Origin of the sequence: Urbifossiella limnaea, assembly GCF_007747215.1 — a bacterium.
GTDB lineage: Bacteria > Planctomycetota > Planctomycetia > Gemmatales > Gemmataceae > Urbifossiella > Urbifossiella limnaea.
The window spans coordinates 119,474-132,306 of record NZ_CP036273.1 but is presented as its reverse complement, the minus strand read 5'-3'; the positions used below and the strand labels follow the sequence as shown (position 1 = coordinate 132,306).

Sequence of the window (12,833 nt, the reverse complement as noted above, 5' to 3'; positions counted from 1 at the left end):
GCGCGAGCGATGAGTTGAGTGTACCCGCGCGGCGGGGTCGGTGGGCCGCAAATCGCCGCCCGCAAGCGGCGCCGCCTCTCACCCCGTCCTCACGGGATTCCCGGTCCCCGAATCGTGAAGATGCCGTTTAGGTGGTGTGAACGCACTCCCGGGGGACACACGATGACGCGGTGGCCGGCACTCCCAGCAGCACTCCTCGGCGTGGCGCTCGTCGCCGGCGGGCCGGCGGCGTTCTCGCAGCCCCCGTTCGGCGGCGGCGACAAGAAGGGCGGCTTCGGCTTCGGCCCCCCCGGCGGGCAGGAGCGGAAGGTTCTGGCGAAGTACGACGCGGACGGCGACGGCATCCTGAACAAGGCCGAGCGCCAGACCGCCCGCGAGGGGATGAAGAACGACGGCGGCGGCAAGGGCTTCGGCGGCAAGGGCGGGTTCGGCGGCAAGGGCGGCATGGGCTTCGGCCGCGAGCCGGCGAAGCCCGGCCGCAAGGTCAGCCCCGCCGACGTGCAGAGCTTCCCCGACCGGCCGCTGTACGACGGCTCCGTCCTCCGCACGCTGTTCCTGGAGTTCGAGAACCCCGACTGGGAGACCGAGCTCGAAACGTTCCACAACACCGACGTGGAAGTCCCCTGCACCCTCGTGGTGGACGGCAAGCGCTACCCGAACGTCGGCGTCCACTTCCGCGGCATGTCGTCCTACATGGGCGTCCCGGCCGGGTACAAGCGGTCGCTCAACCTCACCATGGACCTGCTGGACAAGAAGCAGAAGCTGTACGGCTACGACACGCTGAACCTGCTCAACAGCCACGACGACGCGTCGCTGATGAGCACCGTCCTGTACTCGCAGATCGCCCGCCGGTACACGCCGACGCCGCAGGCGAACCACGTCCGCGTCGTCATCAACGGCGAGAGCTGGGGCGTGTACGCCAACGTGCAGCAGTTCGACAAGGTGTTCCTGAAGGAGACCTTCGGCGAGAGCAAGGGCACCCGGTGGAAGGTGCGCGGCAGCCCCGGCGGCGGCGGCGGGCTCGACTACCTCGGCGACAACATCGAGGCGTACAAGGGGCGCTACCAGATCAAGGGCGGCGACGACGAGAAGGCGTGGCGGGCGCTGGTGAACCTGTGCAAGGTGATGGCCCAGACGCCGCCCGCCGAGCTGGAGGCGAAGCTGCGGCCGGTCTGCGACGTGGACAGCCTGCTGTGGTTCCTGGCCCTCGACGTGGCGCTCATCAACAACGACGGCTACTGGGTCCGCGCCAGCGACTTCACCATCTTCCTGGACGCGAAGGGGAAGTTCCACTTCATGCCGCACGACATGAACGAGGCGTTCCACGGCGCGATGGGCGGCCCCGGCGGCGGGCCGGGCGGGGGGTTCGTGATGCGGCTCGGCCGGCCCGGCGAGGTGCTGCCCCCGCCGCTGACCGGCATGCTCGGCCTCACCGAGGCGCAACAGAAGGAGCTGGCCGCGCTCCAGAAGGACGTGGACGCCAAGATCGAAAAGCTGCTGACACCGGAGCAGCGGAAGCAGTTCAAGGAAATGCGCGACGCCGGCCCCGGCTTCCCCGGCGGGTTCGGCCCGCCGGGCGGCCCCGGTGGCTTCCCCCCGGGCGGCCCCGGCGGCTTCCCGATGCAGCCGGGCGGGTTCGGGCAGCCCCCGGGCGGGCCGGGTGGGTTCGGGCAGCCCCCGGGCGGTCCCGGCGGGTTCCCGGGCGGGCCGGGCGGGTTCGGCCCGCCGGGCGGCATGATGGGCAAGGGCGGCGGCGGCGTCGAACTCGACCCGTTGGTGGCGCTCGACGACCCGCGCAAGCCGCTGCGGAGCAAGGTGCTGGCGGTGCCGGCGCTGAAGGCCAGGTACCTCGGCTGTGTGAAGGCCATCGCCGCGGACGCGCTCGACTGGAGCAAGCTCGGCCCGGTGGTGAGCGCCCGGCGGGCGCTGATCGCCGACGAGGTGAAGCAGGAGACGCGCAGCCTGGACGGCTACGCGGCGTTCGACCGGGCCACGAGCGACGCCCCGGGTGCCGGCGGCGGTGGCCGGGGGATGACACTGCGGGGCTTCGCCGACGCCCGCCGGGCGTACCTGCTGAGCCACGCCCAGGTGAAGGACGCGGTCCCCCCGCCGCCGACGCCGGGGGTGCCGGCGAAGAAGTAACTCTCCCGCCGCTTGCGGCGTAGCGGTGCAAGCCCCGCTACGCCGCGAGCGGCGAAAGTTGCATGTAGCTTTTTCCACCCACCCCCGCCGCGGTTGTAATTCCTACACGCCCGCCGCCGGCGCCCCGCGTTTTTGCCGGGGTTTTCGCTCTTTTCGCGTCTGGCACGAGGCTTGCTTTCCCCTCCACCATCTCGGTCGGACCCATCGACCACGTGGGGCCGGGGAGAAGAGGCACGGCGGGGACCGGAACACCCTGCCGAACCAACGCCGGGCGGCGGACGCGGATACGACTCCGGGGAGGACATTCCCGGCGGTTCGACCCCGCGACCGCCGCCCGGTCGCGTTTTGGTGGGGCCGGCGTCCCACGAGTGCATTTCGCTTGCGGCCACCGCCCGAACGGCGCATCATAGCCTTACCCGCCCCCCGACCCGTCGGTCGTCCCCATGCTGCGCGTCCTCGGCAACCCCAAGCGCCTCTGCGACGGCACCTCGCGCCGCGACTTCCTCGTCGCCGGCGGCCTCGCCCCGCTCGGGCTCACCCTCCCGGACTTCCTCCGCGCGCAGGCTTCCACCCCGAGCCCGGTCGGCCGCGAGCCCGGGTTCGGCAAGGCGAAGGCGTGCATCCTCCTGTTCCTGTACGGCTCCCCGAGCCAGATCGAACTCGCCGACCAGAAGCCCGACGCGCCGGCCGAAGTGCGCGGCGAGTTGGGGTCGATCCGCTCGTCGCTGCCGGGGTGCGACGTGTGCGAGTTGCTGCCGCACACGTCGCGGGTGATGCACCACGTCACCGTGCTGCGGTCGCTGACGCACAAGCACCCGATCCACGGCGTCGCCTACGCCACCACCGCCGTGCCCGACATCGACGTGGCGATGGAGCTGAGCCCGCACGACGCCCGCCACTGGCCGTTCATCGGCTCGGTGGTGTCGTACCTCGAACGCCAGAAGCACGGCCTCGCGGCGCTGCGGAAGCCGGTGCCCGACAACGTGGCGCTGCCGTGGCAGTTCAGCAGCCGGCGCACGGGCGAGGTGCATCGCGCCGGCCCGTACGCGGCGTTCCTCGGCAACGCCTACAACCCGCACTACGCCACCTTCCAGGGCACGGCGAACAAGAAGATCACCAAGACGCTGACCACGAGCACGATCGAGTTCGACGAGCCGTACGTCGGCATCGCCCCGGACGCGCACTTCACGCTCGGCGACCCCGGCGTCGCCGACCTGACTCTCGACCGGGTGAACGGCCGGCGCTCCTTGCTGGAGCAGTTCGAGGACGCCCGCCGCGCCGCCGACCGCACGCCGCCGAGCGACCCGTACCGCGAGATGGCGTACTCGCTGATCGGCTCCGAGACGCTGCGCCAGGCCCTCGACGTGCGCCGCGAACCGGCGAAGACCCGCGACAGCTACGGCCACACCGTGTTCGGCCAGGGCTGCCTCGCGGCGCGCCGATTAGTGGAAGCTGGCAGCCGCTTCGTGACGGTGTTCTGGGACGAGTTCGGCCTCGCGGGTTCGGGCTGGGACACGCACTGGGAGCACTACCCGCGGATGCGGAACGAGCTGATGCCCGGCTTCGACCGCGGCTACAGCGGCCTGATCGCCGACCTCCACCAGCGCGGCATGCTCGACGACACGCTGGTGCTGGTGCTGAGCGAGCACGGCCGGACGCCGAAGCTGAACAACGCGAAGGGCGCCGGCCGCGACCACTGGTCGCAGGCGTATTCGGCGCTGCTCGCCGGCGGCGGCGTCGCCCGCGGCAAGGTGGTGGGCAAGACCGACAGCATCGGCGGCACGGTGGCGGACCGCCCGGTGTCGCCGAAGGACGTGCTGGCGACGACGTTCCACCTGTTGGGCCACGACCTGGAGACGATGCTGACCGACCGCGCGAACCGCCCGGTGCCGCTGGTGCCGACTGGCCAGGTGGTCCGCGACGTGCTGGCGTAGGATGACCCGATTTTTGACGGGATGAACAGGATGAAACAGGATTGAAATCGAAGACAGAAATCAATCTTGGTTTTGTCTCTGTCTTCCGTCCTGTTTCATCCTGTCAAAAATGCCTTCTGGACCCCCATCATGTCCGACTTGCCCGACCGCCGCGCGTTCACGGCTCTGACCGCCGGGTTCGTGCTCGGCGCCGCGTCCGACCTCACCGCCGCGCCGGACGTGGCCCCGATGCCCCGCGCCGCGCCGACCGAGGCGCCGCTCGACCTCGACTACCCGCCGCCGAACTTCCAGCCCAGCTGGCGGCGGCCGCAGATCAACCGCCGCCTCGTCGCCGACTTCGTCGTCTACGCCCACACCGACCCCGCCATGACAAGCCGGCTGCTCGACAAGGAGCCGGCGCTGGTGAACGCCTACATGGACTGGGGCGGCGGCGACTGGGAGAGCGGCCTCGGCGGCGCCAGCCACATGGGGCGGCGCGACATCGTGAGCGTGCTGCTGGAGCGCGGCGCCCGGCCGGACCTGTTCTGCGCCGCCATGCTCGGGATGACCGACACGGTGCGCGCCTTCCTGACGCTGCAGCCGAAGCTGATCGACGCCCGCGGGCCGCACGGGTTCACGCTCCACTTCCACGCGCAGGTCGGCGGCCGCGACGCGGAGGCGACGCTCGAGTACCTGCAAACGGTGAAGAAGATCGAGCTGCGGCCGGTGCCGTTCTTGAAGAAGTGAAGCCGCCTGCGGCGTGGCGTCGTGGCGCCACGCCGCAAGCGGCGGATCGGTCAGCGGAAGTCCACCTTCAGGTCGTTGCTGCCGCTCTGCACGGTCACCGTGGTGCCGCTGGTGGTCGGCGCCTGGTACTTCGCCGGCACCTCGAACTTCTTCGGCGCCGCGGCCTTCGTCCCCGGCGGCAGCGGCTCGGGCACCGGCGGCGTCACGTAGGCCGTGTAGTCGCCGGCGGGCAGTTCGCCGTCCACCTTGAACGCGCCGCCGTCGCCGATCTTCGCCAGCGCGGCGGCGCCGCTGGTCGAGATCAGGTTCAGGCTGCCCGAATGGACCGGGCCGCCGTTGTAGCTCACCGTGCCGGCCACGGTGCCGGTCGGCTTGCCGCCGCCGCACCCGACCAGCGCCACCACCAGGAGCACCGGCCACCGGCCGGCGTCGAACCGTCGCATGTCGTCGCCTCCGCTGGGGGTGGGGGTTACTCCGAGGTCACGACCCCGTCGCTGCGGGAGCACATGGCCTGGTACACGACGAAGTTCACGGACTCGGACACGAACGTCGTGGACCCGTCGGCCCGGAGCATGTTCACGCCGCTGGTGTGGTTCGAGTTGATGATGGTGTTGCCGCCGTAGGTGATGTTCGCGCCGGCGGCGGCGGTCTTGCTGTTCGGCGCGTAGGCCACGCACGTCAGGCCCATGCCCCAGGTGTCCTGCCCGGCCGCCCAGCTCGCCAGGGGGCCGCTGCGGGTGAAGCTGCCCCACGGGCTGTAGTACCGGCTGCGGTAGTCGTTCAGGCCCACCGCCGCCGACTGCTCGGCCACGATGTACGTGTTGCTCGACCCGTCGGTGGCGCCGAGCACGTTGACCGTCTCGTTGGTGATCAGCATGCCCGCGTTCGACCACCAGCCGCCGTAGTTGGAGGCGTAGATGGTGCCGGTGGTGCGGCCGGCCGGGTCCGGGTAGGCGCCCATGACGCCGATGTACGACGGCACCTGCTGCTGCACCGTGGCGCTGTACCAGCTCGGCACCGGGGCCGGGGTCGGCGACAGCGTCATCGACGGGCACACGAACGTCGAGATGGCCAGGTTCTGGAGCACGGCCGAGTTGAACGTGTCGGCGAGGTTCACCTGCTTGAACACGGGGTCTTGCTCCATGTACGGCAGGAGCGTGATGCGCCAGCCGGCGGTGCCGACGCCGGCGCCCTGGCCCATGGGGAACTTTTCCATCGCGCTGTGGTAGGCGTGCAGGGCGATGCCGACCTGCTTGAGGTTGTTCTGGCACTTGGCGCGGGCGGCCGCCTCGCGGACCTTCTGCACCGCGGGGAGCAGCAGGCCGATGAGGATGGCGATGATGGCGATGACGACGAGCAGTTCGATCAGCGTGAAGCCGCGGCGGTGCGGCGGCCGCGCGGCGGCGCCGCGGGTGGGACGGACGGCGGACATGGGAAGAAACTCCGACGAATGAGGACCGGGCGTGGCGCCCGCAAGCCGGGAGGGTAGAGGGAGGGTTGGAGAGAAGGGAGTGTGTGAATGCTACGCGAGCCGCGCCGCGGGTGCAAGCGAAAAGCGCGGGCTCTCATCGTTTCCATCGATTCCGGCGCTTCGTCCGGCGGGGCCGGCGCCCCGCCGCCGTCACCGCGCCCGCGGGGCTTCCACCTCCGCCCCCAGGCGCGCCAGCGCCCGCCGCGCGGCGGCGACCGTCGGCGGGTCGTTCGGGAACTCGCGCAGCGCGTCCCGCAGCCGCGGCACCGCCGGCGCCGCCGCGGGCAGCCCCACCGCCGCCGCCGCGTCCGCCGCCGCCACCCGCACCTCCGACTCGGCGTCGGTAATCAGCGGCACCAGCTTCGGGATCGCGTCCCTCGCCGCCGGCCCGAGCCGCGCCAGCGCCGCCGCCGCGCCCGCCTTCCCCGCCGGCGACGGGTCGCGCAGGACGCGCGTCAGCGCCGGCACGTCCGCCGCCGTCGGGCCGACCAGCGGCAGCGCCGCGGCCGCCGCCGCGCGGGCGTTCGTGTTGCGGCTCGACAGGTTCTCGCGGATCGTCGGCGCCGCCTTCGTCACGTCGCCGTCGATCGCTGCGAGCGCCACCTTCGCCCACACGTCGGCGCCGGGCATCCCCTTCTCGGCGACGGACTGCACGTCCGCGCGCACGGCCTTCGCCCGCGGCCCGGCGGCCACCAGCCCGCGCAGCGCCGCGATTCGCCCCGCCACCTCCTGGTCCGTCCGCGCCATCTTCGCCAGCGTCGCCGCCGCGTCCGGCGGGAGTGGGTCGAGGGTGCCGAGCGCCCGCGCCGCCGCACAGCGGACCCCCACGTCCGGCGAGGCGGCAGCATGCTTCACGGCGCCGGCCACCTCGGCGGATGCGGGGTCGAGCGCCGCCGCGGTGGCGATCAGCTTCTCGCGGAAGGCGGTGCCGGCGGCGCGGTCGGCGATCAGCGGCAGCAGCGCCCCCACCGCCGCCTTCGCCCCCGGCCCCATCGCCGCCAGCGCGTTCACCAGCTGCTCCTGCACGCCGGGCTCCTCCTCCTTGGAGAGGGCGTCGCGGGCCGCGCCGGCGGCGGGGACGGCGGCCGGCCCCAGGTCTTCGAGAATCCCCGCCGCCCGGCCGCGGACCAGCGGCTCCATGTCGCCCAGCGCCTTGCCGATCGCCGGCAGCTGCTTCACGCGCTCGGCCGGCGGCAGCGTCCGGACGAACCCCAGCGCCGCGAACCGGGCGTCGGGCAGCGGCGAATCCAGCTTGCCGAGCACGGCCGCGTGGTGCGTCGCGCCGGCCGGCCCCATCCGGCCGACGGCGCCGATCGCCTCCGCGGCCACGCCCGGGTTCAGCGACGCCAGCGCGGCACGGACGAGGGCGTCCACTTCGTCCGCCTTCTCGCCGATGCGGACGAGGGCGCCGCCGGCCTCCAGCGCGACGTTGGCGAAGTCGTCGGCCAGCGCCTTCCGCAGCGGCTCGGCGGCCTCCTTCGCGTCGGGGCCGAGGTCGCCGAGCACCCGCGCCGCGAGCTGGCGGACGAGCGGGTTGCCGTGGCCGAGCAGGTCGGCGGCCGGCTTCGCCGCGTGCTTGCCGCAGCTCCGCAGCGCCGGCCACAGCGCGAACTCTGGCGCGTCCAGCCGCACCACCTCCGACTCGGCCTTCGTCGGGAAGCTGGCGCGGATGGCGGCGCCGACCGCCTCGCCGGTCTTGGCCGTGACGCCCTTGCCGTTCGCGGCGGTGATGCCGGACGCGGCCGCGGCGCGGACCAGCGGGTCGGCGTCGGCCAGGGCGCGGGCGAGCGTCGGCACGGCGTCGCCGGGCACCTCGGGGAGCACCCCCACGATCTCGGCGGCGCGGCGCTTCGTGGCCTCGTTCTCGCTCGTCAGCAGCGGCACGAACGCCGTGATGTCCGCGACGCCGACGCTGGCCACGGCGTCGAACGCGACGGCGGCGACCTTGGCGTCGGGGTCGGAGCAGAGGCGCTGCAGCGACGACGCGACCGGCTTGGCGGCGCTGCCGAGGAGGCCGAGCGTGTACGCGGTGTGCTCGCGGACGGCGGCGTCCTTGTCGGCCAGCCCTTCGCCGAGGGCGCGGAGGCCGCGGTCCTTCAGCGCCGCCTCGCCCTTCGGCCCGCAGCGCACGAGGAGCATCGCCGCCGCCTCGCGGGTGCTGCCGACGCGCTGCGGGTGGGTGGTGCCGGGGCCGTTGGTGGTGCGGTCGCGCAGCAGTTCGACGACCGCGTCGATGACGGCCGGGTCGGACTCGGCGAGCGCGGCCAGGTCGTCGCCGGCCTTGCGCTGCGGGTCGCCGCGCTTCGTCTTGAACTGCGAGAGGAGCCGGTCGCGCTCGGGCACCTCGGGCGCGGCCGCGGCGTCCGGCGCGCCGGCGTCGGCGGGCGGCGGCTCGGGCTTCTTCCCGCACCCGACGGCGGCGGCGAACGCGGCGGCGACAAGGAGGCGGCGCATGGCGGGCTCTTTCGGGGGCTCTAGAATGTGTCGATGGTAGCCGATCCCCCGCCCGGCGCGAAGCCGCCCGCCACCGGCCTGCGGCGCGGGCTGTTCCTGGCGGCGGGTGTCGGCTGCGTCGGCCTGGCGTACCTGGGGGCGCTGCTGCCGGGCCTGCCGACGACGCCGTGGGTGCTGCTGGCGAGCTGGTGCTTCGCCCGGTCGAGCCCGCGGTTGCAGGCGTGGCTGCGGCGGTCGCCGGTGTTCGGGGCGCTGCTCCGCGACTGGGACGAGCACCGGGGCATCCGGCGGCGCGGAAAGCGGGTGGCGGCGGTGCTGATCGTGTGCGTGGTGTCGGCGAGCATCCTGTCGGGGCGGCTGCCGGTGTGGGCGCGGTGGCTGGTGGGCGGCTCGGCGGCGTGCGGGCTGTGCGTCGTGCTGTTCGTGGTGCCGACGGTGCGGGAGAAGCCGGGCGAGCGGCCCGCGTGAGCGGGCTGTTCCTGAGCGCGCCTGATGCGCTCAGGAACAGCCCGCTCGCGCGGGCCGCTCGCCGAGTTCTACCCGAACACCCAAATCACCGCGGCGACCAGCGCCAGCACCATCACCACCGCCACCCACCCGCGCGGCCGGCTCGGCGCCGCGTCCTCGGCCGACAGGTACTTCCCGCAGCGCGGGCACTGCTCGGCGTCCTCGTACACGTCGGCGCCGCAGTGCGGGCACGGCACCGTCTCCGCGTCGTCGTCGCCGTCGTCGTCGTCGCCGCCGTCGTCGCCGTCGTCGCCGTACTCGTCGTCGTCGTCCTCGTCGGCCTCTTCGTCGTAGCGGGGCATGGCGGCGTCTCTCGGGCGGCCCGGCCGATTGTAGCGACGCGACCCGCGATTTGCGTTTGTGTTGGTTCCGCAACCGTCGGTAGTCTGATGGTACGGGCCACGCCGCCCCGGGAGTCGAACCCATGACGCGAACCCTCCTCACCCTCGCCGCCGTGGCCGGCCTCACCGCCGCGCCGGCGCTGGCCCCGTGGCCGGCCGCCGCGCAGCCGCCCGCCGCCAACCCCGACCCGCGGGCCAAGGACGCCGAGCCGCTGCCGCCGTACCCGAAGGCCGACCCCGGCTCGAAGGTGATCGAAGACCCCAAGCTGAAGGGGCTCGTCATCGAGCTGCTGCCGAACGGCACCCGCCGCGTCGGGTTCGTCGCCGAGGTGTGCCTCCGCGAGGGGCCGCTCGAGGTGTTCCTGTGCAAGCAGGGGACGAAGGAGCACGAGGCCGTGCTCCGGGCCGACTTCGACGCCGGCAAGATTCACGAGCTGCTGCTGCTGGCCGGCGCCACCCCCGGCACCCCGGCGCAGTTCGTGGACCCCAAGACGAACGAGCCGAAGTTCAAGGCGGCCACGGGCACGGCGGTGAAAATTCTGCTGACGTACCAGAAGGACAAGAAAGTGCACACGCACCCGGCGCAGGAGTGGGTGTGGAACTCGGCGAAGAAGCGGACCCTGGAGACGGCCCACTGGGTGTTCGCCGGCAGCCAGCTGCTGAAGAACCCGGACCGGCCCGAGGCGCCGCCGTTCTACGCGGCCAACAGCGGCGAGGTGATCGCGCTGTCGAACTTCGCGTACTCGATGCTCGAGGTGCCGATGGAGATCAGCAAGGACGACGCCCAGCTGAACTACGAGGCGAAGACCGACCGCATCCCGCCGCTGTTCTCCCGCGTGTGGGTGGTGCTGGAGCCGGCGGCGGCGCCGAAGAAGTAGCCCGAGGCCGGGAGCGACATGGACCTGGGTTTGAGCGGCCAGGTGGCGGTGGTCGTCGGCGCGGCCAGCGGGTTGGGCCGCGCCATCGCCGACGCGTTCGCCGCCGAAGGGGCGATCGTGGCGCGCTGGGACATCGCCCCCGGTGCCGAGACGGTCGTGGACGCCACCGACTTCGAAGCCGTGAGCCGAGCTGCGGAGCGCCTCGGGCGCGTCGATCACGTCGTGTACGCGGCCGCGGTCGGCTCCGGCAAGTTCGGCTTCCCCTTCTGGAAACTCACGCCCGCCGACTGGCCGCGCGTCATCGACGTGAACCTGATGGGCGCCGTGAACGTGGCCCACGCCTTCGCCCCGCGGCTCGCCGAACAGCGGTCGGGCACGCTGCTGTTCCTGGCGTCGGTGGCGGGGCAGAACGGCAGCCCGACCGACCCGCCGTACTCGGCCGCGAAGGCGGCGGTGCTCAACTTCACGAAGTGCGCCGCTAAGGATTTGGCGCCGTTCGGCGTGCGCGTGAACGCGCTCTGCCCCGGCATGGTGCAGACGCCGCTGAACCGCAGCGTGTGGCAGAGCTGGGCCGACCGTCAGCCGCCCGAGGCGCGGCTGGATTACGAGGCGTGGGCGGCGGAGAAGATTCGCCAGCTGGTGCCGCTGAACCGCTGGCAGACGCCCGAGGACATCGCGGCGATGGCGGTGTTCCTGGCGTCGGCGCGGGCGGCGAACGTGACGGGGCAGGCGGTCAACGTCGACGGCGGGTACGTGATGCACTGAGCCGCCAAAGACGGATTGGCCGCAAAAAGGCACAAAAGACACATAAAGAAGACCCGAGCCAAGACTGAATTCAGGATTTGTTCGGTCTTCCTTTTTGTGTCTTTTGTGCCTTTTTGCGGCCATCCCGCCTTTGCTGCCGGCTGCTACACTTCCCCCATGAGCACCACCGTCACGCAGGCCCAACTCATCCGGCGCATGGCCGCCGTCGTCGGCGCCGACCACGTCCTCACGTCCGCCGCCGACCTCGCCGTGTACGAGTGCGACGGCTTCACCATCGAGAAGAACAAGCCCGAAGTCGTCGTCTTCCCCACCACCACCGAGCAGATCGTCGGCATCGTCCGCGCGTGCAACGAGCTCGGCCTGCCGTTCCTCGCCCGCGGCGCCGGCACCAGCCTCGCCGGCGGCTGCGTCCCCGTCGGCGGCGGCGTCATGATTGGGCTGGCGCGGATGAAGCGCATCCTGGAGATCAACGTCCGCGACGGGTACGCCGTGGTCGAGCCGGGCGTCGTGAACGTGTGGCTCACCAACGCCCTCAAGCCGTTCGGCTACCACTACGCCCCGGACCCGTCGAGCCAGGGCGCCTGCACCCTCGGCGGCAACGTCGCCACCAACAGCGGCGGCCCGCACACGCTCAAGTACGGCGTCACCGTCAACCACGTCCTCGGCGTCGAACTGGTGCTGCCCGACGGCCGCATCGTCGTCACCGGCGGCCCGTGCGAGGACGGCCCCGGCTACGACCTCACCGGCACCATCGTCGGCTCGGAAGGGACGTTCGGCATCGTGTCGAAGGTGTGGGTGCGGGTGACGAAGAACCCCGAGGCGTACCGCACGCTGCTGGGCGTGTTCGACACCGTGGACCAGGCGACGAACACGATCAGCGACATCATCGGCGCCGGGATGGTGCCGGCGGCGCTGGAGATGCTCGACAACATGTTCATCGGCTCGATCGAGGCGGCGTACCGGCTCGGCTTCCCGCTGGACGCCGGCGCCCTGCTCATCATGGAGGCCGACGGCCTGGAGGCGGGCCTGCAGGCCGAGGCCGACAGCATGGAGGCGCTGGCGCTGAAGAACGGCGCCCGCGAGGTACGGAAGGCGAACACCGAAGCCGAGCGGCTGGCGCTGTGGAAGGCCCGTAAAGGCGCGTTCGGCACGGTGGGCCGGCTCGGCTACCCCAGCTACTGCACGCAGGACGGCGTGGTGCCGCGGACGAAGCTGCCCGAAATCATGCGGCACATTCAGGCGGTGTCGGCGAAGTACGGCGTCGGCATCGCCAACGTGTTCCACGCCGGCGACGGCAACATCCACCCGGTGCTGCTGTTCGACGAGCGCGACCCGGTGCAGACGCAGAAGGTGCTGGACGCGAGCCACGAGATTCTGGACGAGTGCATCCGCCTGGGCGGCAGCGTGACGGGCGAGCACGGCATCGGCGTGGAGAAGCTGGACTTCATGCCCAAACTGTTCGGGCCGGACGACCTGGCGTTCATGCTGCGGCTGCGGGTGGCGTTCAACCCCGACAACCGGTGCAGCCCCGGGAAGCTGTTCCCGACCGCCGGCGGCTGCGCCGAGCCGAGCGCGACGCTGGTGAAGCCGGGCCGAAGGGCGGCGGTGTGAGGGG

Annotated in this window: 11 protein-coding genes; 7 read left to right on the top strand and 4 right to left on the bottom strand. The window is 72.3% G+C overall.

What is annotated here, in order from left to right:
• Window positions 1–162: 162 nt before the first annotated feature.
• The 3 genes from ETAA1_RS00615 (at window position 163) to ETAA1_RS00605 (ending at window position 4,802) form a co-directional block, all read left to right on the top strand.
• Entirely contained in the window at window positions 163–2,142 is a 1,980-nt protein-coding gene (locus ETAA1_RS00615; protein ID WP_202920562.1) for a CotH kinase family protein, read from the top strand.
• 443 nt (window positions 2,143–2,585) lie between these two features.
• The gene (locus tag ETAA1_RS00610; protein WP_145233377.1) at window positions 2,586–4,076 is read left to right on the top strand and encodes a DUF1501 domain-containing protein; all 1,491 of its coding nucleotides are present in this window, start codon (window positions 2,586–2,588) and stop codon (window positions 4,074–4,076) included.
• Between the two features lie 129 nt (window positions 4,077–4,205).
• The gene (locus ETAA1_RS00605) at window positions 4,206–4,802 is read left to right on the top strand and encodes an ankyrin repeat domain-containing protein (protein ID WP_202920561.1); all 597 of its coding nucleotides are present in this window, start codon (window positions 4,206–4,208) and stop codon (window positions 4,800–4,802) included.
• A 50-nt stretch (window positions 4,803–4,852) separates the two neighbouring features.
• Here the strand turns inward: ETAA1_RS00605 and ETAA1_RS00600 are convergent, their stop codons facing one another.
• The 3 genes from ETAA1_RS00600 to ETAA1_RS00590 form a co-directional block, all read right to left on the bottom strand.
• Complete coding sequence (locus tag ETAA1_RS00600) at window positions 4,853–5,245, bottom strand: hypothetical protein (RefSeq protein WP_145233376.1); 393 nt, start codon at window positions 5,243–5,245, stop codon at window positions 4,853–4,855.
• Window positions 5,246–5,271: 26 nt separating this feature from the next.
• Entirely contained in the window at window positions 5,272–6,234 is a 963-nt protein-coding gene (locus ETAA1_RS00595) for a DUF1559 domain-containing protein (protein ID WP_145244525.1), read from the bottom strand.
• Window positions 6,235–6,423: 189 nt separating this feature from the next.
• Window positions 6,424–8,727, bottom strand: a complete 2,304-nt coding sequence (locus ETAA1_RS00590) for a HEAT repeat domain-containing protein (protein ID WP_145233374.1) — start codon at window positions 8,725–8,727, stop codon at window positions 6,424–6,426.
• 33 nt (window positions 8,728–8,760) lie between these two features.
• Between ETAA1_RS00590 and ETAA1_RS00585 the strand changes: the two genes are divergently transcribed.
• A complete protein-coding gene (locus tag ETAA1_RS00585; RefSeq protein ID WP_145233373.1) occupies window positions 8,761–9,195 on the top strand; it encodes a YbaN family protein in 435 nt (144 codons plus the stop codon).
• 68 nt (window positions 9,196–9,263) lie between these two features.
• On the opposite strand, the gene ETAA1_RS00580 is transcribed toward ETAA1_RS00585, so the two are convergent.
• Window positions 9,264–9,536, bottom strand: coding sequence for a zinc-ribbon domain-containing protein (locus tag ETAA1_RS00580; protein WP_202920560.1), 273 nt, complete (start codon window positions 9,534–9,536; stop codon window positions 9,264–9,266).
• Window positions 9,537–9,658: 122 nt separating this feature from the next.
• Here ETAA1_RS00580 and ETAA1_RS00575 point away from each other — a divergent pair, with 122 nt between their 5' ends.
• From ETAA1_RS00575 to ETAA1_RS00565, 3 genes are all read left to right on the top strand, one after another.
• Complete coding sequence (locus ETAA1_RS00575; protein WP_145233369.1) at window positions 9,659–10,453, top strand: YdjY domain-containing protein; 795 nt, start codon at window positions 9,659–9,661, stop codon at window positions 10,451–10,453.
• A gap of 18 nt (window positions 10,454–10,471) precedes the next feature.
• Window positions 10,472–11,218, top strand: a complete 747-nt coding sequence (locus ETAA1_RS00570) for an SDR family NAD(P)-dependent oxidoreductase (protein WP_145233367.1) — start codon at window positions 10,472–10,474, stop codon at window positions 11,216–11,218.
• A gap of 156 nt (window positions 11,219–11,374) precedes the next feature.
• The gene (locus ETAA1_RS00565) at window positions 11,375–12,829 is read left to right on the top strand and encodes an FAD-binding oxidoreductase (RefSeq protein WP_145233365.1); all 1,455 of its coding nucleotides are present in this window, start codon (window positions 11,375–11,377) and stop codon (window positions 12,827–12,829) included.
• Window positions 12,830–12,833: the final 4 nt, after the last annotated feature.

Coding starts and splice junctions, on each gene's coding strand:
- ETAA1_RS00615 (WP_202920562.1), top strand. CDS start 163: ATGACGCGGTGGCCGGCACTCCCAGCAGCACTCCTCGGCGTGGCGCTC.
- ETAA1_RS00610 (WP_145233377.1), top strand. CDS start 2,586: ATGCTGCGCGTCCTCGGCAACCCCAAGCGCCTCTGCGACGGCACCTCG.
- ETAA1_RS00605 (WP_202920561.1), top strand. CDS start 4,206: ATGTCCGACTTGCCCGACCGCCGCGCGTTCACGGCTCTGACCGCCGGG.
- ETAA1_RS00600 (WP_145233376.1), bottom strand. CDS start 5,245: ATGCGACGGTTCGACGCCGGCCGGTGGCCGGTGCTCCTGGTGGTGGCG.
- ETAA1_RS00595 (WP_145244525.1), bottom strand. CDS start 6,234: ATGTCCGCCGTCCGTCCCACCCGCGGCGCCGCCGCGCGGCCGCCGCAC.
- ETAA1_RS00590 (WP_145233374.1), bottom strand. CDS start 8,727: ATGCGCCGCCTCCTTGTCGCCGCCGCGTTCGCCGCCGCCGTCGGGTGC.
- ETAA1_RS00585 (WP_145233373.1), top strand. CDS start 8,761: ATGGTAGCCGATCCCCCGCCCGGCGCGAAGCCGCCCGCCACCGGCCTG.
- ETAA1_RS00580 (WP_202920560.1), bottom strand. CDS start 9,536: ATGCCCCGCTACGACGAAGAGGCCGACGAGGACGACGACGACGAGTAC.
- ETAA1_RS00575 (WP_145233369.1), top strand. CDS start 9,659: ATGACGCGAACCCTCCTCACCCTCGCCGCCGTGGCCGGCCTCACCGCC.
- ETAA1_RS00570 (WP_145233367.1), top strand. CDS start 10,472: ATGGACCTGGGTTTGAGCGGCCAGGTGGCGGTGGTCGTCGGCGCGGCC.
- ETAA1_RS00565 (WP_145233365.1), top strand. CDS start 11,375: ATGAGCACCACCGTCACGCAGGCCCAACTCATCCGGCGCATGGCCGCC.